Origin of the sequence: Malaciobacter mytili LMG 24559 (assembly GCF_003346775.1) — a bacterium.
GTDB lineage: Bacteria > Campylobacterota > Campylobacteria > Campylobacterales > Arcobacteraceae > Malaciobacter > Malaciobacter mytili.
The window spans coordinates 136,008-160,933 of sequence record NZ_CP031219.1; the positions used below are offsets into that span (position 1 = coordinate 136,008).

Below are 24,926 nucleotides of genomic sequence, written 5' to 3' on the forward strand. Positions count from 1 at the left end.
TTTTAAAAAGTTTAAACATAAAGTACTATTGTGTATAATAAATAAAAATAAAGAATTCGGTGATGTTATCAGAAAAAGAAAAATCAATATTAAAAATAATAAAATTATTTCCTTTATTTCTTATTATAACTTTTTCAATAATATGTTCTTATATATTTTTTATAGAGCATAATAAACATTATGTAAAAGAGACAAATGCCTTAAAAGAAAAGTTTATTTATACTGAAAAAACAAAAATAAAAAATGAAGTAGAAAGAATCTATGAATATATTAGTTTTCATAAATCAAATAGTGAAAATGAACTAAAAGAACTTATAAAAAATCAAGTGGAAGAAGCTCATTTTATGATGAGTGGAATTTATGAAACTTATAAAAATGAAAAATCAAAAGATGAAATCATAAAAATAATCAAAGCCTCTTTAAATAAGATGAGATATTTAGATGGAAGAGGATATTTTTATATCTATGATTTAAAAGGAAATAATATTTTTCATCCCATATTAAAGTTTTTAGAGGGTAAAAGTTTATGGGAGTATAGAGATATTACGGGAAAATTGATTATTCAAAATGGTATAAAAATATTAAAAGAGAAAAAAGAAACCTTTGATGAGTGGTATTGGGAAGAACCAACTACAAAAAAAGTAAAAAGAAAAATCGGTTTTCATAAAATGTTTGAACCTTATAATATTTTTATAGGTTCAGGAGAATATATAGAAGATTTTGAAGAAGAGTTAAAAGATAAAATCTTAGAATATATTGGAAAAATCAAATATATAGATAATCAAGGTATAACTATTATAAATCAAATAGGAACAATTTTAACACATACAAATAAAGACTTAATTGGAAAAAATGTATTTAATTTAAAAAACTCAAAAGATTTTAGTATTTATAAAGAGATAATTGCTTTATCTAAAACTCAAAGTGGTTATTTAAGCTATGAAGATACTAGCCTTATAAATAAAACAGAATTTATAAATAAAATTAGTTATATAAAAGCCTTAGAAAATTGGAATTGGATTATCTTTAGTTCTTTTTATAAAGATTCAGTAAATAAGCAAATACAAGATAGAGTTGAAAATTTAGAAAAAGATGATAAGCAAACAGTTACTTCTTTTATCGTTTTAGCAATAATTTTAACTTTATTGATGCTTCTAATTTCTTATAGAATTACTAAAATTTTAGAAAAAAACTTTTTAGAATATAGAAAAAGAATTTTAGAAAAAATTGAAGAAAATCGTGAAAAAGATAATATACTAGCACAACAATCAAAAATGGCAGCTATGGGAGAAATGATAGCAAATATTGCCCATCAATGGAAACAACCCCTTTCGGTTATTTCAACTGCTGTTACAGGTTTGAAATTTGAAAAAGAGATGGGACTTTTAAAAGATGAAGATTTTAATAGGGGATTAGATAGTATTTATAACTCTGTTATTCATCTTTCTTCTACAATAGATGATTTTAGAAACTTTTTTAAACCTAATAAAGAAAAAAAAGTATTTGATTTAAAAAATATAGTAGAAAAAACTTCAAAATTAATTAGTTCTCAATTTGATATTTATAATATTTATTTTGTAAAAAATATTCAAAATGTAAAAATATTTGGTCAAGAAAATGAACTAGTTCAAGTAATGATAAATCTTTTAAATAATGCTAAAGATGCTTTAAAAGATAAAGAAGGGAAAAGACTTATATTTATTGATATTTATAAAGAAGATAAAAAAGCTTTTATTGTTATAAAGGATACAGCAGGTGGAATTCCTTCAAAAAATATAAATAAAATATTTAATGCTTATTTTACAACAAAGGGTGAAGAGGGTACTGGTATAGGACTTTATATGTCAAAAAATATTATAGAAAAAAGCTTTGAGTCTACTATTAAAGTAGAAAATAGCACCTTTATATATGAAAAAGAGCAGTTTTCAGGTGCTAAATTTACTATAGCTTTTTCTTGTGTGGAAGATTAGTTTAAATACTCTTGCAAATCTTTATGTTCTTCCAATACAAAAGCACTATTTTTATTAATATTTGTACCTCTTTTTGCTTCATGAATTAAAATATATCCTTCAAGGGAATTTCTTTTATATTCAAAAGCATTTTGTTCTGCAACTTCTGCTTCTAAAACTTTATATGAGTTATAGCTATTTAAAGATAAAAGATACTCTTTAATTGAAGAAGAACAAACAATAGCCACATCTATATTATTATCCAATAGAGTTTTTAACTCATCCCAAGTTTCAACTAATTTACCTTTATTTAAACCTGCCCTTGAGTAAATTAATGTGTAGTTTGCAGGAACTTTTTTCCTATTTTTTAAAATATTATATTTTGTATAATCAAAAAATTGAACATCTGGAAAAAGTTGCATAATATTTTGATACTCTTTTTCTTTATAAGTAAAACTCTCTTTTTCCCATAAAATATCTGAAGTTTTATTTAATTGAATTAATAGTTTAAAATTCTCTTTTTTTGCTTTTCTTTGTAGAGTTTTTATCTCTTTTATTAATTTTTCAAAAAAATCATCTTTTTGAACTAAAAACAAAAAAGTTCTTTTTATTCTTGCTTGTTTAATTTTATTTTTACTAAAGTGAGAGTTTTGAAATAATCCATTATGATAAATACAGGCAGTTACACAGCCATTTGTAGCATTTTTACATAAGTTGATTTTACTTAAATTAATAGCCTTATTATCGTATTGTATACCATACATAGGTGCATGCATTATATTTTTTTGTGCAGCTAAATATAGTGTAGCTAATATTGTATTTCCTTCAATTTTTTTTGATAATAGATTTGTTGTATTGTAGTTATATTGCAAAACTTTTCCTTTTAAAGATTAAGTAGGGCGCGTATTATATAAAGATAAAGTTAAATAACATATAATAGAGTTATAAAAGGGTTAGAATGAAAAGAGTATTATTATATTGTTGAACAACTTGCTAATGAACTTATAAACCTTTCTTTTGATGTATTTAAGAGTACTTCTTATGAAGAATCAATCAATAAATATCTAAAAGAAAATTATGATTTTATTATTATTGATTTAGATACTTTTGATGCGCCAAAATTTTTAAATAAAATATTAAAATTAAATCCTAAACAAAGAATTATTAATCTAAGCAACTCTTTAGAACTTACAACTAAAGAAGGTTGTGAAACATGTATAAAAAATTATAATAAAAAAAGATTACTTAAGCCATATGATTTAAGAATGATTTATGATTATTTAATAAACTTTGATGAAAGAGTTTGTTTAGATTACAACAAAGATTTAGAAAGTAGAAAATTATCCCATGCTTTAAGTGAAATTTCTGAATTTGAGAGTTTTAAAATAAAAGAAGATGAACTGCTGATTTTTTTAGAAGAGCAAGATAAAAATGCTTTAACTTTAAGGGAGTTTTTCTTAATTATTGAAATTTTAAATAAATATGAAATTAATTATAAAATATTAGAACAATATAGCTTGCAAATATTAAGGAATTAGATGACTAATCAAGTTTTAAAAGAAGATATTTATAAGTATTTAAATATTGCAAAAGGCATATATGTAGTTTTAGAAGTAGATTCTACAATACTTTTTGCAAATGATTATGCATGTAATTTATTGGGTGTTCCTTTAGAAAAACTAGTAGGTATGAAGTGGATTGAACATTTTTTACCAGAAGAACTTAAAACTTATATATCAAATGTATTTATTGAAATTTCTAAAAAAAATATGCAAATTAACGAATATGTTGAAAATGAAATTATTACTTTAAATGGAGAAAAAAAATTTATCTCTTGGAGAAACTCTTATATTGAAGAAAATAAAAAAGTTTCAAAAATTGTATGTTTTGGTGAAGATATTGCAGAAAAAAGAGAAATTCAAAAATATATTGAAGAAAAAGAAGAGAGACTTAAAGCAATATTTGATTTTTCACCTTTAGGAATTTTAATCTCAGATAAAACAGGAAAAATGATAGAAGCTAACTTATCTTTTTTAAATATGTTAGGCTATTGTCAAGATGAGATAATTGGCAAATCTTATTTAGATATTACTCATAAAGATATAATTAGTTTAAATGAAGAGTATTTTAATAAACTTATTGATAATGAAATAGGAATGTATAAAATTACTAAAAAATATATAACAAAAAATAATGAACTAATTTGGGGAAATGTAACAGTATCTACAATAAAAGATGATTATAATGAGATTTTATATGTTTTAGCAATAATAGAAGATATTACTGAGATGAAAAAAAGAGAAGAAGATATTATTGCTCAAAGAAAATTTCTACATACTATTATCGATGAAAATCCAAATATTATTATGGTAAAAGATTATGATGGGAAGTTTGTTTTAGCAAATCAAGCTATAGCAAAACTTTATAATACCACTACTGAGAACCTAATTGGTAAAACAGATGAAGATTTTAATCCAAATAAAGAACAAGTTGAACATTATTTATCAAATGTTAGGGAAATAATGCATTCAGATGAAACAAAAGTAGTATATGAAGAATCAACAGATAGCTTAACAGGAAAAGTAAAATATTATCAATCTATTAAAAAACCAATAGTTGATAAATATGGTAATAAACAGATTTTAATTATTGCAAATGATATTACAGAGATAAAAGAGACACAAAAAAAATTAAAAGATAATGAAGAGATGATTCATCATCAATCAAAAATGGCAGCTATGGGTGAAATGCTTGAAAATATTGCTCACCAATGGAGACAACCTTTATCTGTAATTACAACAAGTGCAAGTAGCGTAAAAATTCATAAAGAGATGGAAACTTTAACAGATGAGTTTTTAGATGAGGTATTAGATGCAATAGTAAAATCAGGAAATCATCTTTCTCAAACAATTGATGATTTTAGAGACTTTTTCAAACCAGATAAAGAAAAAGTTGAATTTAATATAGCAATTACATATAAAAAAGCGTTATTTTTAGTAAGTTCAAAATTAAAAAATAGAGAAATTAAAATTATTGAAAATATTAAAGATATAAAACTATATGGTTTTGATAATGAATTAATTCAAGTAATTATGAATCTTATAAATAATGCAAGAGATGCCTTAGAAGAGAAAAAAATAGAATATAAACTTATTTTTATAGATATTTATAAAGATGAAGAAAATAATGCAGTATTGAAAATATTGGATAATGCAGGAGGAATCCCTGTTAATATTATTGGAAAAATTTTTGACCCTTACTTTACAACAAAACACAAAAGTTTAGGTACAGGAATAGGCCTTTATATGTGTGAAGAGATTTTAGTAAAACATATGAATGGACAAATTCGTGTAAAAAATAAAGAGTATGAATATAAAAATAAGCAATATAAAGGTGCAGAGTTTACTTTAAAAATACCTATTTTAGAAAAACAAGAGGAGATATAAACTCCTTTTGTTTTAATCTTTAAAGTTTTCTATTAACTCTTTTGCTTTTTGTAAAGCTTTATCACTACTTTCTTTATCAAAAGTTAAGGCAACAGCCATTCTTCTTCCCACATGGCTTTGTGGTTTTCCAAATACTCTTACGAAAGAAGTTTTAGTAAATACATTTTCTTGTATATCAATTACAGGATTAAAAGTATCTCCTTTTGCTTTATATGCAGCACTTGCTCCTGCTCCATAATCTATAAAATCTAAAGGTAAGCCTAATACTGCTCTTACATGTAAAGCAAACTCACTTTGAGATTGTGTAATCATAGTAACCATACCAGTATCATGAGGTCTAGGGCTTACTTCGCTAAAGTAAACTTCATCACCTTTTACAAATAATTCAACTCCAAAAATCCCTCTTCCGCCTAAACCATCAGTGATAATTTTTGCAATTTCTTGAGATCTTTTTTTAGCTGTTTCACTCATATTCATTGGTTGCCAAGAAAAAATATAATCTCCATCTTGTTGAATATGACCTATTGGTTCACAAAATGCTGTTTGATTTTCATTTCTTGCTGTAAGCATAGTAATCTCATAATCAAAAGTAATAAACTCTTCAACGATTAATTCACTAGCATCACCTCTTGCTTCTTTTGCCAATTCCCAAGATTTTTCTAAGTCAGCTTTGCTTCTTGCAATACTTTGTCCATGTCCAGAAGAACTCATAACAGGTTTAATTACACAAGGAAAACCTATTTTTAAAGCTGCATTTTGTAAACCTTCAAAAGTAGTTACAAATTCATATTTTGAAGTTGGAAGTTTTAATTCTACGGCTGCAAATTCTCTAATATTTTTTCTATTCATTGTTTTATTTACTGCATCAGCATTTGGAATTACATGAAAACCTTCTTTTTCTGCTGTAAATAAAGCTTCAATATTAATAGCTTCAACTTCTGGTAAGATATAAGTTGGTTTTTCTCTTCTAATTACATCTAAAATTTCATTTTTATTTTTCATATTTATAGTATATGATTTATTTGCAACTAATTGAGCTGGTGCATTATTATAACTATCAACTGCAATTGTTTCAATACCTAATCTTTGAGCTTCTATAATAACTTCTTTACCTAATTCTCCACTTCCTAAAAGCATAATTTTAATTGAATCAGATTTTAATGGTGCACTAAATTTCATATTTTTCCTCTTTGTAATTAATTTATTGATGTTGTAAAAACTTTTTTTACAGCACCTTTAAAGTATAGTGTTTCATCTTTTTTTGTAAGTGTTAATTCTTCTTTACTCTTTGGATAAACTTTAGCAATATTTCCAACTAACCCTAAGCTATTTGCTCTTAAAAAACAAGCAGCCATACCTGTTCCACAAGCTAGGGTTTCACCCTCAACACCTCTTTCATAAGTTCTTACATAAACTTTACCATCTTGTATTTTTGCAAAGTTTACATTTGCATTATGTTCATATCTCATTTTAGAAGCAAGATTATGGTCATATTTTTCTAAATCTTCAACAATAGTAACTAAGTGTGGAACGCCTGTATCAACTATATACCAAGTAAACCCTTCTTGTTCAAACTCCTCTTTAAGTATAACTGGTTTAGTAAGTTGTGTTTCAACAATATTTTCTTCAACTGTTGATTCAATTACTCCTGCACCTGTTAAAAACTGCATTTTAGAAGAAGCTAAACCATTTGTATAAGCATAATGTGCACAAGCTCTTGTACCATTCCCACACATAGCTGCATGGCTACCATCACTATTATAAAAAAGCCACTCAAAATCATATTTTTCATGTGGAACTAAAACTATAAGTCCATCTGCACCAATACCTTCAGTTCTATTACATAATTTAATAGCTTCTTGTGAATAATCTTTTTTTATAAATGAGTGGAAAATTACAAAGTCATTCCCACTTGCACTATATTTTGTATAAGTCATATTATCTCCCCAATAACTCTTTCAACTTCATTTTGTAAATTTTTTAAATCTTTAGAATTATCTATTACAAAATCAGCCAATTGTTTTTTCTTTTCAATATCCATTTGATTTGAGATTTTTAATATTGCTTCTTTTTCATCAATATTATCTCTTTTCATTAGTCTTTGTATTTGTAACTCTTTTGGAGTATAAATTACTAAAGATTTAGGAATTGGATAGTGCATTTTTTCAAAAAATAGAGGTATATCTATAAAGTAGGGTTTATTTGCCTCTTCAAAAATTCTTGACTCTTTAATAATTTCATCTTTGATTTTAGGATGTAATAAAGCTTCAAGTTTTAGTTTATTATCTTCATTTGAAAAGATTATTTTTCCTAACTCTTTTCTTAAAACTTTTCCATCTTTTACATACTGTTCCCCAAACATTTTGATAATTTCATTACTATTCTCATCTAAAAGTTTATGGGCGATTTTATCTGCATCAATTGTTAAAAATCCATGAAGTTTTAAAAGGTTACAAACTGTACTTTTACCTGTTGAAATTCCACCTGTTAAGGCTATTGCATTTTTAAATAAATCATTACTCATAGTAAGATTTTACTATAATAATGATTTATTTTAGTTTTAATTGTAGATTATCTTCTTGCTATTCCTGTTAATGCTTTGTGAATAGCTGCAGGAAATACAAATGAAGCTTGGTGCATCTCTGATGAGTAGTATTCTAAATCATCTAATAAATCTGATCTTTGTAAAACTAAATCAGCCGTTGGATGATATTTTTTAGAGGCAATTATTGAAGTATTGTGTCCAAATCTAAATGGCATAGCTATCCAAAATTTAGATCCTACTAATTGTAAATCTTCTTTTAATTTATCTTCATCACTTTGAAAACTTTGAGTAGAAAATGTAATTAGTCCATCATCTTTTAAAATTCTATCAATATTTGCTAAAACTAATTCATCTAGTTTTACATCTGTTAAAATAATTGCATCAATATTTTTTTCATTTTTAGAATTTAAAAAAGTAATATCTCCATATTCAATATTTGCATTGTGTTTTTCTGCTTCTTTTTTTAAAGCAGGACTTGTTTGACCAATTATTAAAATATTTGAAGGTTCTTTATGTGTACATAAAGGAATATGTACCATCATTTCATTAAAAGCTTGGTTATCATTCATTGAACACGACATTAAATCCGTCCTTTTATTAATTTTTCGATATAATACCAAAAATAATTTAAAGTAAATAGATATATTTGTATGTGCTAAAAAATCACAGAAAGTTTTAATAACAAATGTGCTAGGAAGTTTTTTATAGATACAAGTATATATTGCTTCGAACTTAAAAAACATATAAAAGGTAAAGAATGTCTAAAGTTAGCTATAAAGACGCAGGTGTAGATATTGATGCTGGAAACCAGTTTGTAGAAAATATTAAACCACATGTAAAATCAACTCTAATTCCAGGTGTATTAGGTGGTATTGGTTCATTTGCAGGTGCATTTGAATTACCAACTGGATATAAAAATCCTGTATTACTTTCAGGAACAGATGGTGTTGGAACAAAATTAAAATTAGCAATTGATTCTAAGAAGTTTGATACAGTAGGTATAGATTTAGTTGCTATGTGTACTAATGACTTATTATGTAATTTTGGTGAGCCATTATTTTTCTTAGATTATTATGCAACAGCAAAATTAAATGTAGAAGAAGCAACAGATGTTGTAAAAGGTATTGCAAAGGGTTGTGTTTTAAGTGAGTGTGCATTAGTTGGTGGAGAGACTGCTGAAATGCCAGGAATGTATAAAGAAGGTGATTTTGACTTAGCTGGTTTTTGTGTTGGAATAGCAGAGAAAGAAGAATTAAATAGAATTGAAAAGGTACAAGCTGGAGATGTTTTAATCGCATTACCAAGTTCAGGAATTCACTCAAATGGATTTTCACTTGTAAGAAAATTACTTTTAGAAAAACTAGGTATGTCTTTAGATGATGATTTTCAAGGAAAAGCACTTAAAGATGTATTATTAGAACCAACAAGAATTTATGTTAAAGAGTTTAAAGCAAATAAAGAAAATATTAATGCATTAGCTCATATTACAGGTGGAGGAATTACTGAAAACTTACCAAGAGTTCTTCCCGAAGATTTAAAAGCAGTAATTAAAAGAGATAGTATAAGAGTTTTACCAATTTTTGAATTTATGTCACAACATGTGGAACTTGAAGAGATGTATAGAACATTTAATATGGGGGTTGGAATGATTTTAGTTGTAAACCCTGCAAATGTTGATGCAGTTTTAGCAAATACTGATGGTTATATAATTGGAGAATTAGCAAGTGGTGCTAAAGGTGTAGAATATATTTAATAAAAAATATTAAATATTATAAAAAAGGCAAGAAGTTTTTTCTTGCCTTTTTTTATACTTTTTTTGTAGTTGAAACAAATAGTGCTGCAATTAATAAAAAAGTCCCTGTTACTCTATTTTGAATCTTCATTGCTTTTACATCTTTTACTAAAAATCTAAGTTTTGAAGCCAAAGAAGAATACCCTGTCATAACAATAATATCTATTACACATAAAGTTATAGAAATAATTATAAATTGTATCCATAGAGATTCATTTGGGTTTAAAAATTGAGGTATAAAGGCAACTAAAAAAATAGTAGCTTTAGGATTTGTTAAATTAATTAAGGTTGCAGTTAAAAAAGCCTTTTTCATATTGTATTTATCAATTTTTTCTATCTCTTCATTAATTTCAACTTTTTCAAAAATTTTACTTAAGCCTAAATAGACTAGATAAATAACTCCAACATATTTAATAATATTAAATAAAAGTACAGACTTTATAATAAGTGCCCCAAGACCAATTACAACTATAAAAGTTTGAGCTAATAATCCTAATTGAAGGCCAAAAATTGTAGCATAGGATTTTTTAAGTCCATATTTTAAACCATAATTCATAGAAACAACAGCACCAGCTCCAGGTGAAACTGAAATAGCAATTCCTGCTAAAACAAGGGTAATCCATAAATCAAATTGCATAAAAAAACCTTGAAAATTAAATAAGTGAGATTATATAAAATAGAAGTAGTTATGAAGTTTAAGTAGTAGCTTTTTGCTACTACTTATAAAATTTATGCAGCTTTTTTAGCAATTTTTTTAGCAGCTTTTTTAGCTTTTTTAACTTTTGATAATTTTAAATTTGTAACTTTTTTAGCAACTTTTTTTGTTAATTTTTTAATATCATCTTTTTTCTTTGCAACTTTTTTTACAGCTTTTTTAGCAATTTTAGCAACTTTTTTTTCTTTTAATTCTTTTGACATGTCTCTTTCCTTTTTCTATTTATATTATATAAAAAAGTTATATAATATGGTGATTATACATAAGAAAAATAGAAAAGTCAATAGTTTAATTGTAAAAATTCTGAAAACTTATAAATCATTGTAAAATAGAGTACTTAACCTCTTCATAATAAACATTTGGATATAATATTGAGTTTTACTAAAAAGATATATTTTTTAAGGATAAGTAAATGTTATTAACACCAGGTCCAACTCCTGTACCAGAGTTTGTAAGAAAAGCAATGGCTGATATAACTATTCACCATAGAACGCCAGAATTTGAAGCAATATTTGCACAAACAAGAGAGTTACTTTTTGAACTATTTGGAATGGATGAGGTAGTTATGCTTGCTTCTAGTGGTTCAGGTGCTATGGAAGCTTGTGTTACAAACTTGACTCACAAAAAAGCATTAACTATTAGTTCAGGGAAATTTGGTGAGAGATTTGGAAAAATCTGTAAAGCATTTGATATTGCATATACAGAAATAACTAACGAATGGAACACTCCTGTAAGTGTTGAAGCTGTTGTTGAAGCTGTAAAAAATGATAGTGAAATTGACGCTATTTTTATTCAACTTTGTGAAAGTGCTGGAGGGTTAAGACATCCAGTTGAAGAGATTGCACAAGAAGTTAAAAAAATCAATAAAGATATTATGATTATTGCAGATGGAATTACTGCAATTGGTGTAGAAAAAATTGATACAACAAATTTAGACGCTGTAATTACAGGAAGTCAAAAAGCTTTAATGTTACCTCCTGGATTGGCAATTATTGGATTAAGTAATGCTGCTGTTTCAAAAATTGAGACAAAAGCAAGAGGTTTTTATTTTAATTTAGCAACAGAAATTAAAAAACAAAAAACAAATACTACTGCTTGGACAGCTGCAACTACTTTAATTATTGGATTAAAAGAGATTTTAGTTTATATTAAAGAAAATGTAGGCTTTGATAATTTATTTAAATCAACTGCATTAAGAGCAGAAGCAACACTTGAAGCTTTAAAAGCTATTGGATTTGAAATTTATCCAAAAGTTCCTGCAAAGGCTATGACAACAGTTTATACTGAGCAATCAAATCAAATTAGAAAAATTTTAAAAACTAAATACAATGTTAATATTGCAGGTGGACAAGATCACTTAAGTGGAAAAATCTTTAGAATTAATCATATGGGATTAGTTGAAGATTTTGAAGCTGCATGGGTTGTAAACGCTATTGAATTAACTTTAGATGAATTAAATATTAGAACATTTGATGGAACAGCAAATAGAGTGTTTGTAGAGAAAATGTTTAAGGCTTAATTATGGTTTTTGAACACGAAATACCAAAAGGAAGCAGATTATATTTTGGGAAGAAAGCAAAACAAAAAAGAGAATTGGAGTATAAAATCAGTTCATTATTAGATAATAATGATTTTGAAGAGATAATTACTCCTAATTTCTCTTACTCACAACATCAATCTATTCATAATTGTAGAAAGCTAATTAAGTTTTCTGATGAACAAAATGAACAAGTATCATTAAGAGCAGATTCAACTCTTGATGTTGTAAGAATTATTACAAAAAGATTAGGTAGAACAACAACTCATAAAAAATGGTTTTATATTCAGCCTATTTTTACTTATCCTTCAACTGAAGAGTATCAAATTGGTTGTGAGTGGATAGGACATGATAATATTGCAGATATTATAAATTTAAATGTTAGTATTTTAAAAGAGCTAGATATTAACCCAATTTTACAAATTGCAAATATAAAAATCCCAAGATTAGTTAGTAAAGAGTTGGGAATTGATATTGAACTATTTATTAATGGCGAAATTGCACAATTATTTGAGCTAAATAATGAATGGTTAAGTGAACTTCTAAAAGTAAAAGATATTAAAGATTTAGAAAATATAATTGCAATGGTACCAGCAAGTATTAAAGAAGAACTTGTAAGTCTTTTAGACAAAGTAAAAGAAGTAAACTATGATAATATCGTAATTTCTCCATTATATTATGGATCATTAAAATATTATGATGGTATCTATTATAGGGTTATTGATGGTAACTCAATTTTAAGTAGAGGTGGAATGTATAGTAGTGAAGGTTTAACTTCATTAGGATTTGCACTTTATACAGATAATTTATTAAAAATTTTAGAGGATTAGGAATGAAAGCAGACTTAATAGTTGGAATTCAATGGGGAGATGAAGGAAAAGGTAAGATAGTTGATATGCTTGCTCAAAAATATGATATTGTATGTAGAAGTCAAGGTGGACACAATGCAGGACATACTATTTGGGTAGATGGAATTAGATATGCCTTACACTTAGTTCCTTCTGGAATTTTAAATCCAAATGCAATTAATATTATTGGAAATGGAGTAGTTTTAGCACCAGAATCTTTAATTAAAGAGATGGAACAATTTGAAAATTTAGAAGGTAGATTATTTATCTCTGATAAAGCTCATTTAAATTTACCTTATCACTCGCTAATTGACCAAGCAAGAGAGAAATTAAAAGGTGATAAAGCTATTGGAACAACAGGTAAAGGAATAGGACCTGCATATTCTGATAAAATCAATAGAATAGGTCATAGGGTAGGAGAGTTATTAAATAGTGATAAACTAGCTAGTTCAATTATTGAATATTTTGAACAAAATAGAGCAATTTTTGATGTTTTAGAAATTTCAACTCCAAATGAAGAAGAATTAAAAGCTTTATTAAAAGAGTATAAAAAAGCTCTTGCACCATATATTACAAATACTACAAATATGTTATGGAATGCACTTGACAATGGGAAAAGAATTCTTTTAGAAGGTGCACAAGGAACAATGCTTGATATTGACCATGGAACATACCCTTATGTTACTTCATCAAGTACAGTAAGTGCAGGTGCTTGTACAGGATTAGGTTTAGCTCCAAGAGATATTGGAGTGGTTACTGGTATTGTAAAAGCATATTGTACAAGGGTAGGAAATGGACCTTTCCCATCTGAAGATTTAGGTAAAGATGGTGATATTATGGCAGAAGTTGGGAAAGAGTATGGAACAACAACTGGTAGAAAAAGAAGATGTGGTTGGTTTGATGCCGTTGCTGTTAAACATGCAGGAAGATTAAATGGATGTGACCAATTAGCACTTATGAAACTTGATGTTTTAGATGGTTTTGAAACAATTAAAATCTGTAAAGGTTATAAAGTTGATGGAAAAGAGATAAATTATGTACCATCTTCTTTAGATGATTTAGAGCCTGTTTATGAAGTTTTAGATGGATGGGATAGTGTAGTTGGTATTAGACAGTTTGATAAACTACCACAAAATGCAAAAAAATATATTGAAAGAATTGAGGAATTAACTGGTGTTAAAGTGGGGATTATTTCAACTTCACCAGAGAGAGACGATACTATTATAAGAGGGTAGGCTATGAGAATTAAGTTACATCATACAAAATATATAGCAAGAAGAGTAGCTAGGGATTTAGTTAACTGTGACTTTGTTGAAGTAAGAAAAACAAAGGACGAAATAACTCAAGAGATTCAAAGAATCTTAACAGAAGATATTGAAAAAGAACATGATTTAGATGAAAAAGTTGCAGAGATTCTTGAAGCACAAGAAGCTGAAATTGAGTTTTTAAATGCAGATTATAGACAGCTATTTTGGATGACAAAAAAAAGAATGGCTAATGAGTTTGGTGTAATTTTAAATAATGAAGATAGATTTTCGGATATAGCGCACAAAATGTTAGATTATTTATGGGAAGAAGACTATATCCATTACACTTGTTCTGATAATCAAGTGAAAAATGTTATTTTTACATCAATTGATGAGTTTTTAAAAGGGTTTGAAGAGTCAGATAGTGCAGTACTTGAAAAAATAAAACACTATAAAAGAAAATTGATACCAGGTACTGAAGAGTACGATATTGTTTATAATAGACTTTATGAAGAAGAATTAATAAAACGAGGGTTAATGTAAAATGCAAAAAGTTTGGATTTATTTAGAAAACGGGGTATATTTAGAGGCGAACTCTTTTGGTGCAACAGGAACAAGTGTTGGAGAAATTGTATTTAATACTTCATTAACAGGATACCAAGAAATTATTTCTGATCCTTCATATGCTGGACAATTTATTACTTTTACTATGCCAGAAATTGGTAATGTTGGAGTTAATAAAGATGATATGGAAAGTATTACTTGCCATTGTAAAGGAATTTTAGTTAGAAACTATCATCATGAATACTCTAACTTTAGAGCTCAAAAAGACTTAGATGCTTTATTAAAAGAGCATAATGTATTAGGTATTTGTGATATTGATACTAGATATTTAACTAAAATGGTAAGAGATGAAGGTGCAATGATGATGATTGCATCAACAGAAATTCATGATAAAGATGAGTTAAGAAAACTATTACAAGAAAGTCCAAGAATTGAAGATATTAATTATATTGAAGAAGTAACAACAAAAGAGCCATATATTCATAAGTTTGGTGCATGGAATCATAGTACATTATCATATAATAAAGCAGTTATGAGTGATAAAAAAGTTGTGGTTATTGATTTTGGTGTAAAAAGAAATATCTTAAATGAATTAGTTGAAGTGGGATTAGAAGTTGAAGTTGTTCCTGCAAGTTTTAAAGCTGATGATTTAATTGCTAGATTTGAAGCTGGTGAAATTGGAGGTATCTTTTTATCAAATGGACCAGGGGACCCTCTTACACTTAAAAGTGAAAAAGAGCAAGTTCAAAAACTAATAAATGCAAATATTCCAATGTTTGCTATTTGTTTAGGTCACCAAATGCTTTCAATTGCACATGGACATGATACATATAAATTAAAATTTGGTCAGCATGGTGGTAACCATCCTGTTGCAAATCCAAATACTAAAATTGTGGAAATTACTGCTCAAAATCATAATTATAATGTTCCTGATAGCATTACTGAAATTGCAGATGTAACACATATAAATTTATTTGATAATACTATTGAAGGGGTTAAATATAAAAATAAAGATATTTTCTCTGTTCAACATCACCCTGAGGCAAGTCCTGGACCACACGAGTCTAAATATATTTTTAAACAATTTGCACAAATTGTAAAATAGATTTGCAAACTTTAAGTAATAAATAGAAATTCAAAATAAATGAATTTCTGTTTTGCTTTAATATCAAACTAATTAAATCAAACTAGCAATTTTATGAATAATACATTTTAATAAGAAATTTTAGAAAATAAAAAATATAGCCAGTTTAAAACTGGCTATTATAAGATAAAGTTTTGTAGTAAGTAATAAGTTCCCGCACTTGCAATTCCAGCAGCAATTCCAGCTAATAAGTCATCCCCCATAACTCCCCAGCCACCTTTTACATTTTTATCAATTCTTCCAATAATTGAAGGCTTCCAAATATCAAAGATTCTAAAAAATATAAAAGCTAAAGCACCTAAAATTATCATATTTGATTCATTAATTCCACAAATTGAAAGGGCAATCCACATTCCAGCTAGTTCATCAATAACTATTTCTTTACTATCATGAATACCAACTTGTTCTTCATATTTATCTATTTCTTTTGCAGCAATAACACTAATTAACAGTGCCAACAAAAATAGTGTTGATACATGAATATATTGTAATAAAAATAAACCCATAAGAAGTGAAACAAAACTTCCTACAGTTCCTGGTGCTTTAGGGCTTAATCCACTAAAACCCACAGTTAAGAAAAATTTTCTCAAAATATAGTCCTTATTTTTTCTTTTCAATACCTAATTTTTTTCTTTTTTCCCAAAGAGATTTTCTAGAAATACCAAGTTTTTTACTTAATTCTGTATCTGGATATTTCCCTTGAAATGATAAAACCATCATTTTTACATAATCATTTATAGTCATAATATTATTATTTAAAACTACTAAATCAGGTCTATTAAATTCTAGTTTTCTATATGGGAAATCTTCTTCTTTTTCTAAAGAAGTAATAATACATTTTTTATCTTCAATTAGCTTTATTAAGTTATCTTTTGCATTTTTCTTTAAAGTATGATAATCAGTTAAATAAACAATTCCTTTAAAAGGATTTGTAAGCTCTTTTTGCCAATTATCTGAATTTAATGAAACAAATTTTACACCCAAATCCATCTTTCTTGCTAATTCAAAAACTAATTTATCTGCACATTTTTGTGAGTTTGATTCAATCAAAGTTGGAAAAGATGGAGGAAGAGACTGCTCTTCTAAATCAATTTCTTGAAAAATAAAATCTAAATATCTTCTCATTGTATTTAGTTCTTGTCTTAATGATCTACACTCTTTATAATGATAGATTTTTCTTACTAGTTCATCCATTATAAATGGCTTCATAATATAATCTTTTGCACCATCTTTAATAGGATTAGTAACTGTTTCATCTGAAATATATGAAACAAGTAAGATAACAATAGAATCTTTATATCTTTTTATAATATTTTTACATTGTAATGAAGGCAATGAAGTTGATAACAATACAATATCATACTCTTTTGTTAAACTATCAATATTTGGTGATTCTACATAATCACAACTATGACCATCATCAAGTAGTCTTGAAACAACTTTTTGAGCTAAATAGATTTCACTTTCAATAATTAATATATTCATACTTTTTTCCAATCATAATATTTTAGTGTTGCTATACTTTGCACAGCAACTCCTTCTTTTCTTCCAATAAATCCAAGTTTTTCAGCAGTTGTTGCTTTTATATTTACAAATTGTTTTTCAATATTTAAAAGTTCTGCTAATTTTGATTTTATTTGAGATTTATAAGGATTGATTTTTGGTTGTTGAGCAATTATTGTTAAATCAATATTTACTATTTCATAACCTACATTGTAGATAAATTTTACAATATCTTTTAATAAGATTTTTGAATCTACATTTTTATATTTTTCATCAGTATCAGGGAAAAACTCTCCAATATCTCCTGCACCACATGCCCCTAAAAGAGCATCTATAACAGAGTGGATTAATACATCTCCATCACTATGTGCTTTAAATCCATAATCAACATCTATTTCTATTCCACCAAGGTACATCTTTTTATTTTCTTCAAAAGGATGAATATCAAAACCCGTACCTGTAAAAAAGTTTTTAGAAGGAGCTTGAAACTCTTTTAAAATTTCTATATCATTTTCAAAAGTTAATTTTTTACTTCTATTTGAACCTTGAATATATTTTATTTTTCCACCATTTGCTTTAATAGCAGAGCTATCATCAGTATATTCAATTTGAGTTTTTAAAGCTTGTTTTAGGATTTTAGTATTTGAAAGTTGAGGAGTTTGAATTAGTTTTACATTTTCTCTATTAATTGTCTCTTCATTATAAATTACTGTATCAGAAACATTGAGTATAGGCACAATACAGTCTGCTTCATTTTTGAGTTTAATTAAGCTAGTAATTACTTCTTTGGGAATATCAACTCTTGCCACATCTGTAATCATTATATAATCAGTTTCTACTTCAGCTAGAGCATTTTTTATAGAGTTTTGTCTTGTATCTCCACCTTCTATAAAAGTTATCTCATCACTAAAATTTTTCATATAATTTAGTTCATCTTTATGAGAAGTAACAATCACTTTATCAAAGTTATAATAAGAAGTGAGTTTTTTTGAAACATGAAGCCACATAGGTTCATTCCCCACTCTCAACCACTGTTTTTTGGAACTTAAAGCAAATCTAGAAGATGTTCCAGCACAAAGAATTAATAAGGTTACATTAGACAATTGTATTCCCCTTGTGTAAAAAAGTTACAAATTATAGTCTAATGTAACTTATGCGAAATTTAAGGTTCTTTACTAATTTTTACTTTCAAGGAATCTATTGCATTTACTAAAGGTTCAATATCAAAATTATATTCAATTGCTTTTGCAATTGCTCTTTTAATAGTCCCATCACTTAGGGGCTCTGTAATATCACATAGTATTTTTACTATCTGTAAAATTTGAGCTTTTTTTATGAATTCTTTTGGGCATGAATCTAAATCATTAACAAAACCTATTGTGAAAATTAAGTTAGGACTAAGATTCCAGTGTTTAAATATATTTGCAGTTATCCTAGAACATGAAAATCCCATAAACTCTTTTTCTACATTTTCAATATCATTTTCTTTTAATTTATCTTGAAATTCTTGAATAAGATTGTTTTCTACTATTAAATCTGAAATAATAAACTTTCCAATTTCTTGTAAAAATGCAGCAAGCATTAGTTCATCTTTTAACCCCTCATCAACTGAAGAAATCCATGCATTAATTAGCATTGACGAAAGATTTGAAATAAATAAAAAATCATCAGTAGTTGCATCATAAGCTTCAAGATTTGATTTTATTAAGTTTTGAACAACAGAGCCTAAAGCAATAGAGATACAAAAGTTTGTACCTAATAATGAAATAGCTCTACTTGGTGTTTCTACTTTATCTTTAAAAGCAAACATAGCAGAATTTGCAACTCTTAAAATAGTAGTAATCATTAAGGGGTCTTTTTCTATTATTGAACGCAATTCTCTAGGGTCTTTATTAGGAAGTTTTCTAAACTTTTCTAATTCCAAAACACTTTTTGGAAGGGGAGGCAGGGAGTCGATTTTTTCAATAATTAGTTCTTTCATAATTTTTCCTAAAAGTTTATTGTTAAAATTATAGCAAGTTATAATTGAACTAAAAGAAAAGTCTTAATTTAATATTATCTACACTTAATCTTAATAAAGTCAATTTAGATAAAATACTTAAGGTTATATAATAATAATTTGATATAATCAGAGCAAACTTTATATTAGGATTTTATAATGAGAGATTGGCTTGACAATCATAAAGATGATACTGTAAGAACTCAGATGTATTATGCAAAAAAAGGTATTATTACACCTGATATGGAATATGTAGCGAAAGTGGAAAATTTAGATCCAGAACTTGTAAGAAGTGAAATTGCAAGAGGAAGATTAATTATTCCTGCAAATGTTAATCATAAACATTTAAAACCTATGGCTATAGGTATTGCGGCTAGTTGTAAAATAAATGCGAATATTGGTTCTTCTGCACTAGCATCAAATATTGAAGGTGAAATTGAAAAAGTTGATGTTTGTTTAAAATATGGTGCAGATACTATTATGGATTTAAGTACAGGTGGGGATTTAGATTCTATTAGAAAAGCAGTAATTGAACACTCAACTGTGCCTATTGGAACAGTGCCTATTTATCAAATTTTACATGATTGTAAAGATAAAATTGAAGATTTAAGTATTGATAAAATGTTGGCTGTTTTAGAAAAACAAGCACAACAAGGTGTTTCTTATTTTACTATTCATGCAGGTTTTTTACTTCAATTTATGCCTCATGTTGCAAAAAGAAAAATGGGAATTGTTAGTCGTGGTGGTTCTTTAATGGCTGCTTGGATGATGCATTATCATAAAGAAAACCCATTTTATGATGCTTTTGATGAAATTTTAGATATTTGTAGAAGATATGATGTTTCTTTATCTTTAGGAGATTCATTAAGACCTGGTTGTTTAGCAGATGCTAGTGATGAAGCACAATTAAGTGAGCTTAAAATTTTAGGTGAATTAACTTTAAGAGCATGGGAAAAAGATGTTCAAGTTATGATTGAAGGACCTGGACATGTACCTTTAAATCAAATTGAAAGAAATATGAAACTTGAAAAAGAGTATTGTCATGAAGCACCATTTTATATCTTAGGACCATTAACTACTGATATAGCTGCTGGATATGATCATATCTCTTCTGCAATTGGAGCTGCTGTTGGTGGATGGCATGGAGCTAGTATGCTTTGTTATGTTACTCCAAAAGAGCATTTAGGGTTACCAAATGCTGAAGATGTAAGAAATGGTATTATTGCATATAAAATTGCAGCACATAGTGCAGATATTGCAAGGGGAAGAAAAGGTGCAAGGGATATTGATGATGAGATGAGTGATGCTAGATATGGCTTTGATTGGAATAAACAATTTGAATTATGTTTAGACCCAGAAAGAGCAAGGGAATATCATGATGAAACTCTTCCTCAAGATGTATTTAAAGAAGCCGAATTTTGTTCTATGTGTGGACCAAAATTTTGTTCATATAAAATTACTCAAAAAATCGTTAGCGAACATGGCGATAAAATGGTAAATGCGGGATAAAGCAATAAAAATTTAAAAGAGAGTGACTTTTCACTCTCTTTTTTTTAGTCTAAATTTTTTGGGTAAATTTTTTTTTACTTAAAATAAAGTATAAAATTAAGACAAAAATTATCCTATTTGTTTTATAATACATAAAATTTTTAAAATTAAGGAATTAATATGGCAACAATAGCAGATATTAAAAGTGCATTAGAAAATGTAAAATATCCTGGGTTTGCTAAATCTATTGTAGATTTTGGATTTGTAAAAGATGTTCAAGTAGAAGGTTCTGCCTGTATTATTACACTTGAAATTACTTCAAGTGCACCTGAAGTTGAAGAAAACTTAAGAAAAGATATTCATTCTTCATTAGTAGGAGTTGTTGAAAATATAACATTAAATATAAAAAAACCTGAAGCACCATCTCAACAAAGTAATAGTGTAAGTGGAAAAAATATAGCACCTCAAATTAAAAACTTTGTAATGGTAAGTTCTGGAAAAGGTGGAGTTGGTAAATCAACAACAACTGTAAACTTAGCAGTAGCAGCAGCTATGCAAGGCAAAAGAGTAGGTATCTTAGATGCTGATATTTATGGACCAAATATTCCAAGAATGATGGGAATAAATGGAAAAGAAGTAGAAGTTATTGGAAATAAAGCAAGACCATTTAAAGCTTATGGTGTTGATGTTATGTCTATGGGATCATTAATGGAAGAAGGTCAAGCCCTTATTTGGAGAGGTGCTATGATTATGAAGGCTATTCAACAATTATTAAGAGATATTTTATGGGAAGACTTAGATATTTTATTTATTGATATGCCTCCAGGAACAGGAGATGCTCAATTAACTTTAGCTCAAAGTGTACCTGTAACTTGTGGTATAAATGTTACTACTCCTCAACATGTTGCCCTTGATGATAGTAGAAGAAGTTTAGATATGTTTAAAAAACTTCATATACCAATTGGTGGAATTATTGAAAATATGAGTGGATTTATTTGTCCAAAATGTAATGAAGAATCAGATATTTTTGGAATGGGAACTTGTAATGAATTAGCAGAGCAATATAATACTCAAGTTTTAGGTCATTTACCAATTGAACCTGCTATTAGACAAGGTGGAGATAATGGTAAACCAATAGTATATTTCCAACCAGAATCACAAACTGCAAAAAGATATATGCAATCTGCACAAAAATTAATTGCATATATTGATGATATAACAGGAACAGTATCAAATGCTTCTATTCAGCCAACAACACCTCCAGGGGTGAGTGCTTGCAGTAGTGCAGGTGCTTCATCTTCTTCTCACAATGGTGGTGGATGTGGTTGCCATTAAGTAAAGAGTTTTTACTCTTTACTTCTTTTTTAATAAATCTTCTATATATTATATTCATATTATAAAAAAGGCTTTTATATGAATATGGAAAAAATCCAACAACAAATTAAAGAGTTTTCAAAACAAAGAGATTGGGATAAACACCACAATCCAAAAAATCTAGTAATGGCTTTAAGTGTAGAAGCTTCTGAACTTTTAGAAATTTTTCAATGGCTAGAAAGTAATCAAACTTTAAATTTAAGTGAAGAAAAATTAACTCATGTAAAAGAAGAAGTTGCTGATATTGCTATTTATCTAATAAGAGTTTGTATGGCTTATAATATTGATTTAGAAAATGCTATATTTGAAAAGATGAAAAAAAATGAATTAAAATATCCCTTAGTTGATAAAGAAGGCAATAAAATAAATTATAAGAAAAACTAATTATAAAAGTTAATATCTAGCTTATTTTTAATGCTATATAATTTTTATATATAACATATAAGGAGAAGATATGTTTTTAGGAAAAATAGCACTTTTAATAGTGGGTGGATTACTTATATTTATGGGATTAAGTTTTATTGTAAAAACATTTTTAAGAAAAGAGGAGTAAAATTTACTCTTCTATTCTTGAGTTTTTCTCTTCTATTCCAGAAATACCAAATCTTCTAGCTAACTCTTGTTTTACCCTATCAGGGCTTATATTTTTGCTTGCAAGTGCTACTAAGCAGTGATATAATAAATCAGCACTTTCATATACAATTTCTTCTTCATTATTATCTTTAACTGCAAAAGTTAGCTCTCCTGCTTCTTCTACAATTTTTTTAAGCATTGAGTTTTGTTTACCTTTTAATAGTTTTGCTGTATAAGATTTTGACGGGTCATCATTTTTTCTTTCAAGTATAGTATGATAAAGTGTCTCTATTATTCCATAAGCAGCAGTTGTATCAACTTCAACTTTTAAAACCTCTTTTGTTGTTTCTAAATTAGTAAAAAAACATGATTTTCTTCCAGTATGACAAGCAACACCAATTTGTTCAACTTTTAATAAAATTGTATCATTATCACAATCTAATAAAATCTCTTTAATATTTTGAAGATGTCCTGAACTTTCACCTTTTTTCCAAAGTCTTTGTTTACTTCTACTAAAGTAGTGAGCTATTTTTGTTTCAAGTGTTAATTCTAGTGCTTCTTTATTCATATATGCAAGCATTAATACTTCATTTGTTTTTGCTTCTTGAGTAATAACAGGAATTAGATTATTCATCTTCTCCCAATCAATTTTATCTACCATACTCATTTGATTTCCTTATTCTGCTTTGATTTTTGGGCATTTTACAAAAAAAGTGCTTTTGTTTCAATGCCAATTAAAACTTTTTACCTACTTCAACTTCTATTTTTTCTATCTCTTTTGTCTCTTCATTTATTTTAAAATTACTTTTAAAATTATCGTGGTTTTCTTTAAAAGGTTGTTGTAACTCTTCTTGGGCATTGTTTTTATATGTAACAATACTCTCTTTGTGTTTTGGGGCCTCTTGCAATTTTTGTTTTATATTTTCATATTTATCTAAATCATCTTCTTTGTAGTTTTTTTCTTTTGGAAGTTCAGTAATTAGTTTTTTTTGTTCTATTTGAATATTTGAGTAGTCAATTTTATCTTTAGCGTTTAAAGCTAGAAATAGTAAGCTTATTAGTAATATATATTTCATTTTAATAAAATAAGAAGTAAAAAATTACTTCTTATTCTCCTTTTATTTATTGTTTATTGCTGTGTCCCTTGTTTTATCTTTAGTATCAACCCAGATATTAGGAGTAGAACCACCAGGTGTTAAGAAAATTTTAGCATCTTTGTTTTCTTTAAGTGCATCATTAAATTTCCCTTGAATTTGGATTTGTTGCATCTCTAATAGGTTTCTAGTTAAAGAATCAGCAATTACTTTATTTGCTGCAGCTTGTGCTTTTGCTTCAATAGTTACAGCATCTGCTCTACCTTGAGCTTCAATTCTGTTTTTATCTGCTTCCCCTTTAGCTAAGGCAGCTTTTTTCTCAGCTTCTTGTTTAGCTCTTTGAACTTCGTATCTTACTCTTTCTGCTTCTTGATTTGCTATTTGAACTCTTTCAATTTGATCTTTAATTTTTTGAGGTAATACAATCTCTCTTAATTGAACTGATTCAATAGATACAGGTTTTGTCTCTAAAGCTTCAATTTGAGTTCTAATTCCATCTTCAATCATAGTTGCAATTTCATTTCTTTTTGTAGGAAGTGTTTCAGCATTAAATCCACCAACAACATTTCTTACAATATTTCTTACAACTGGGTCAACAATTTTATCTTCCCATCTAAGACCCCAAGTAGCAATAGTATTTGGTGCACCCTCTGCTGTTAATCTATATTGAACTGTTAATTCAATAGAAACAGGTAATCCCCTTGCATCTAGAATATTAATTGCAGGATAGCTTCTAATACTTTGGTCAAAAGCACCCATATCTTCAAAAGTTTTATAGTTGATTAATCTAACTTTAGTATCAACAATAATAACTTTTTGGAATACTGGAATATATAAATGAAATCCCGGTCTTAATGGAGTATCACTATATTTACCTGTTGTTGATTTAATACCTACTTGTCCTGATTCAATGATTACAAATGGTTTAAAAACAAATAGCAAAATAATTGCAATTATAATTGCATAAATAAATCCTGCTTTTTTCCCAAAATTTTTGAAAAACTCAGGAGTTTCAAATGGTGGTTGATAGTTTCCACCATTTCCTCCTCCTGAATTATTGTTTTGTTGTCTATTTTTAAAATAGTCGTTATCAATTGGCATATTATTC

The 24,926-nt window shown here is 27.3% G+C and carries 26 protein-coding genes; 12 read left to right on the top strand and 14 right to left on the bottom strand.

Annotation, left to right across the window (positions count from 1 at the left end):
• Positions 1–62 precede the first annotated feature (62 nt).
• Entirely contained in the window at positions 63–1,970 is a 1,908-nt protein-coding gene (locus AMYT_RS00710) for a sensor histidine kinase (protein WP_114840661.1), read from the top strand.
• Here AMYT_RS00710 and AMYT_RS00715 read toward each other — a convergent pair.
• On the bottom strand, positions 1,967–2,821 hold the full coding sequence (locus tag AMYT_RS00715; RefSeq protein ID WP_114840662.1) for a GP88 family protein: 855 nt from the start codon (positions 2,819–2,821) through the stop codon (positions 1,967–1,969). The genes AMYT_RS00710 and AMYT_RS00715 overlap by 4 nt on opposite strands.
• 393 nt (positions 2,822–3,214) lie before the next feature.
• On the opposite strand from AMYT_RS00715, the gene AMYT_RS00720 reads away from it, so the two are divergent.
• Together AMYT_RS00720 and AMYT_RS00725 are read left to right on the top strand one after the other, a co-directional pair.
• Positions 3,215–3,487 (top strand): hypothetical protein, encoded by a 273-nt coding sequence (locus tag AMYT_RS00720; protein ID WP_114840663.1) that lies wholly within the window; start codon positions 3,215–3,217, stop codon positions 3,485–3,487.
• On the top strand, positions 3,488–5,395 hold the full coding sequence (locus AMYT_RS00725) for a PAS domain S-box protein (RefSeq protein WP_114840664.1): 1,908 nt from the start codon (positions 3,488–3,490) through the stop codon (positions 5,393–5,395).
• 12 nt (positions 5,396–5,407) lie between these two features.
• On the opposite strand, the gene purT is transcribed toward AMYT_RS00725, so the two are convergent.
• The 4 genes from purT to AMYT_RS00745 are packed head-to-tail and all read right to left on the bottom strand — an operon-like array spanning position 5,408 to position 8,521.
• Positions 5,408–6,574 carry a formate-dependent phosphoribosylglycinamide formyltransferase gene (gene purT / locus AMYT_RS00730; RefSeq protein WP_114840665.1) on the bottom strand — a complete coding sequence of 389 codons (1,167 nt, stop codon included), beginning with the start codon at positions 6,572–6,574 and terminating at the stop codon, positions 5,408–5,410.
• Between the two features lie 17 nt (positions 6,575–6,591).
• A complete protein-coding gene (dapF, locus tag AMYT_RS00735; RefSeq protein WP_114840666.1) occupies positions 6,592–7,332 on the bottom strand; it encodes a diaminopimelate epimerase in 741 nt (246 codons plus the stop codon).
• Positions 7,329–7,919 (bottom strand): dephospho-CoA kinase, encoded by a 591-nt coding sequence (gene coaE, locus AMYT_RS00740; RefSeq protein WP_114840667.1) that lies wholly within the window; start codon positions 7,917–7,919, stop codon positions 7,329–7,331. Before coaE ends, dapF begins: the two co-directional genes overlap by 4 nt.
• A 47-nt stretch (positions 7,920–7,966) precedes the next feature.
• Positions 7,967–8,521 (bottom strand): class I SAM-dependent methyltransferase, encoded by a 555-nt coding sequence (locus tag AMYT_RS00745; protein ID WP_228197875.1) that lies wholly within the window; start codon positions 8,519–8,521, stop codon positions 7,967–7,969.
• A 176-nt stretch (positions 8,522–8,697) separates the two neighbouring features.
• Here AMYT_RS00745 and purM point away from each other — a divergent pair, with 176 nt between their 5' ends.
• Positions 8,698–9,693, top strand: coding sequence for a phosphoribosylformylglycinamidine cyclo-ligase (gene purM, locus AMYT_RS00750; RefSeq protein WP_114840669.1), 996 nt, complete (start codon positions 8,698–8,700; stop codon positions 9,691–9,693).
• Positions 9,694–9,745: 52 nt separating this feature from the next.
• Here the strand turns inward: purM and AMYT_RS00755 are convergent, their stop codons facing one another.
• Positions 9,746–10,369, bottom strand: a complete 624-nt coding sequence (locus AMYT_RS00755; protein WP_114840670.1) for a LysE family transporter — start codon at positions 10,367–10,369, stop codon at positions 9,746–9,748.
• A gap of 92 nt (positions 10,370–10,461) precedes the next feature.
• Positions 10,462–10,650 (bottom strand): hypothetical protein, encoded by a 189-nt coding sequence (locus tag AMYT_RS00760; protein ID WP_114840671.1) that lies wholly within the window; start codon positions 10,648–10,650, stop codon positions 10,462–10,464.
• Between the two features lie 209 nt (positions 10,651–10,859).
• On the opposite strand from AMYT_RS00760, the gene AMYT_RS00765 reads away from it, so the two are divergent.
• The 5 genes from AMYT_RS00765 to carA are packed head-to-tail and all read left to right on the top strand — an operon-like array spanning position 10,860 to position 15,748.
• The gene (locus tag AMYT_RS00765) at positions 10,860–11,966 is read left to right on the top strand and encodes a pyridoxal-phosphate-dependent aminotransferase family protein (protein WP_114840672.1); all 1,107 of its coding nucleotides are present in this window, start codon (positions 10,860–10,862) and stop codon (positions 11,964–11,966) included.
• Positions 11,967–11,968: 2 nt separating this feature from the next.
• A complete protein-coding gene (locus tag AMYT_RS00770; RefSeq protein ID WP_114840673.1) occupies positions 11,969–12,814 on the top strand; it encodes an ATP phosphoribosyltransferase regulatory subunit in 846 nt (281 codons plus the stop codon).
• Positions 12,815–12,816: 2 nt separating this feature from the next.
• A complete protein-coding gene (locus AMYT_RS00775) occupies positions 12,817–14,067 on the top strand; it encodes an adenylosuccinate synthase (RefSeq protein ID WP_114840674.1) in 1,251 nt (416 codons plus the stop codon).
• Between the two features lie 3 nt (positions 14,068–14,070).
• Positions 14,071–14,622 (top strand): DUF507 family protein, encoded by a 552-nt coding sequence (locus AMYT_RS00780; protein ID WP_114840675.1) that lies wholly within the window; start codon positions 14,071–14,073, stop codon positions 14,620–14,622.
• Between the two features lies 1 nt (position 14,623).
• A complete protein-coding gene (gene carA / locus AMYT_RS00785; RefSeq protein ID WP_114840676.1) occupies positions 14,624–15,748 on the top strand; it encodes a glutamine-hydrolyzing carbamoyl-phosphate synthase small subunit in 1,125 nt (374 codons plus the stop codon).
• Positions 15,749–15,906: 158 nt separating this feature from the next.
• Here the strand turns inward: carA and AMYT_RS00790 are convergent, their stop codons facing one another.
• From AMYT_RS00790 to AMYT_RS00805, 4 genes are read right to left on the bottom strand one after another with little or no spacing between them, the layout of a single operon-like run.
• Complete coding sequence (locus AMYT_RS00790) at positions 15,907–16,377, bottom strand: phosphatidylglycerophosphatase A family protein (RefSeq protein ID WP_114843122.1); 471 nt, start codon at positions 16,375–16,377, stop codon at positions 15,907–15,909.
• A gap of 10 nt (positions 16,378–16,387) precedes the next feature.
• Positions 16,388–17,272: a DNA-binding transcriptional response regulator gene (locus tag AMYT_RS00795; protein WP_114840677.1), complete on the bottom strand. Its 885-nt coding sequence runs from the start codon at positions 17,270–17,272 to the stop codon at positions 16,388–16,390.
• A complete protein-coding gene (locus tag AMYT_RS00800) occupies positions 17,269–18,393 on the bottom strand; it encodes a bifunctional 2-C-methyl-D-erythritol 4-phosphate cytidylyltransferase/2-C-methyl-D-erythritol 2,4-cyclodiphosphate synthase (RefSeq protein ID WP_114840678.1) in 1,125 nt (374 codons plus the stop codon). The genes AMYT_RS00795 and AMYT_RS00800 overlap by 4 nt, the downstream gene beginning before the upstream one ends.
• 59 nt (positions 18,394–18,452) lie before the next feature.
• On the bottom strand, positions 18,453–19,271 hold the full coding sequence (locus AMYT_RS00805; RefSeq protein ID WP_114840679.1) for an HDOD domain-containing protein: 819 nt from the start codon (positions 19,269–19,271) through the stop codon (positions 18,453–18,455).
• Between the two features lie 177 nt (positions 19,272–19,448).
• On the opposite strand from AMYT_RS00805, the gene thiC reads away from it, so the two are divergent.
• From thiC to AMYT_RS00820, 3 genes are all read left to right on the top strand, one after another.
• A complete protein-coding gene (thiC, locus tag AMYT_RS00810) occupies positions 19,449–20,798 on the top strand; it encodes a phosphomethylpyrimidine synthase ThiC (protein ID WP_114840680.1) in 1,350 nt (449 codons plus the stop codon).
• A gap of 159 nt (positions 20,799–20,957) precedes the next feature.
• Positions 20,958–22,112, top strand: coding sequence for an Mrp/NBP35 family ATP-binding protein (locus tag AMYT_RS00815; protein WP_114840681.1), 1,155 nt, complete (start codon positions 20,958–20,960; stop codon positions 22,110–22,112).
• Positions 22,113–22,190: 78 nt separating this feature from the next.
• Positions 22,191–22,535, top strand: coding sequence for a nucleotide pyrophosphohydrolase (locus AMYT_RS00820; RefSeq protein WP_114840682.1), 345 nt, complete (start codon positions 22,191–22,193; stop codon positions 22,533–22,535).
• Positions 22,536–22,707: 172 nt separating this feature from the next.
• Here AMYT_RS00820 and hisIE read toward each other — a convergent pair whose 3' ends face one another.
• From hisIE to AMYT_RS00835, 3 genes are all read right to left on the bottom strand, one after another.
• Positions 22,708–23,391, bottom strand: a complete 684-nt coding sequence (gene hisIE, locus AMYT_RS00825) for a bifunctional phosphoribosyl-AMP cyclohydrolase/phosphoribosyl-ATP diphosphatase HisIE (RefSeq protein WP_114840683.1) — start codon at positions 23,389–23,391, stop codon at positions 22,708–22,710.
• 67 nt (positions 23,392–23,458) lie between these two features.
• Positions 23,459–23,800 (bottom strand): hypothetical protein, encoded by a 342-nt coding sequence (locus tag AMYT_RS00830; protein ID WP_114840684.1) that lies wholly within the window; start codon positions 23,798–23,800, stop codon positions 23,459–23,461.
• A 42-nt stretch (positions 23,801–23,842) separates the two neighbouring features.
• Entirely contained in the window at positions 23,843–24,919 is a 1,077-nt protein-coding gene (locus AMYT_RS00835) for an SPFH domain-containing protein (protein WP_114840685.1), read from the bottom strand.
• Positions 24,920–24,926 lie beyond the last annotated feature (7 nt).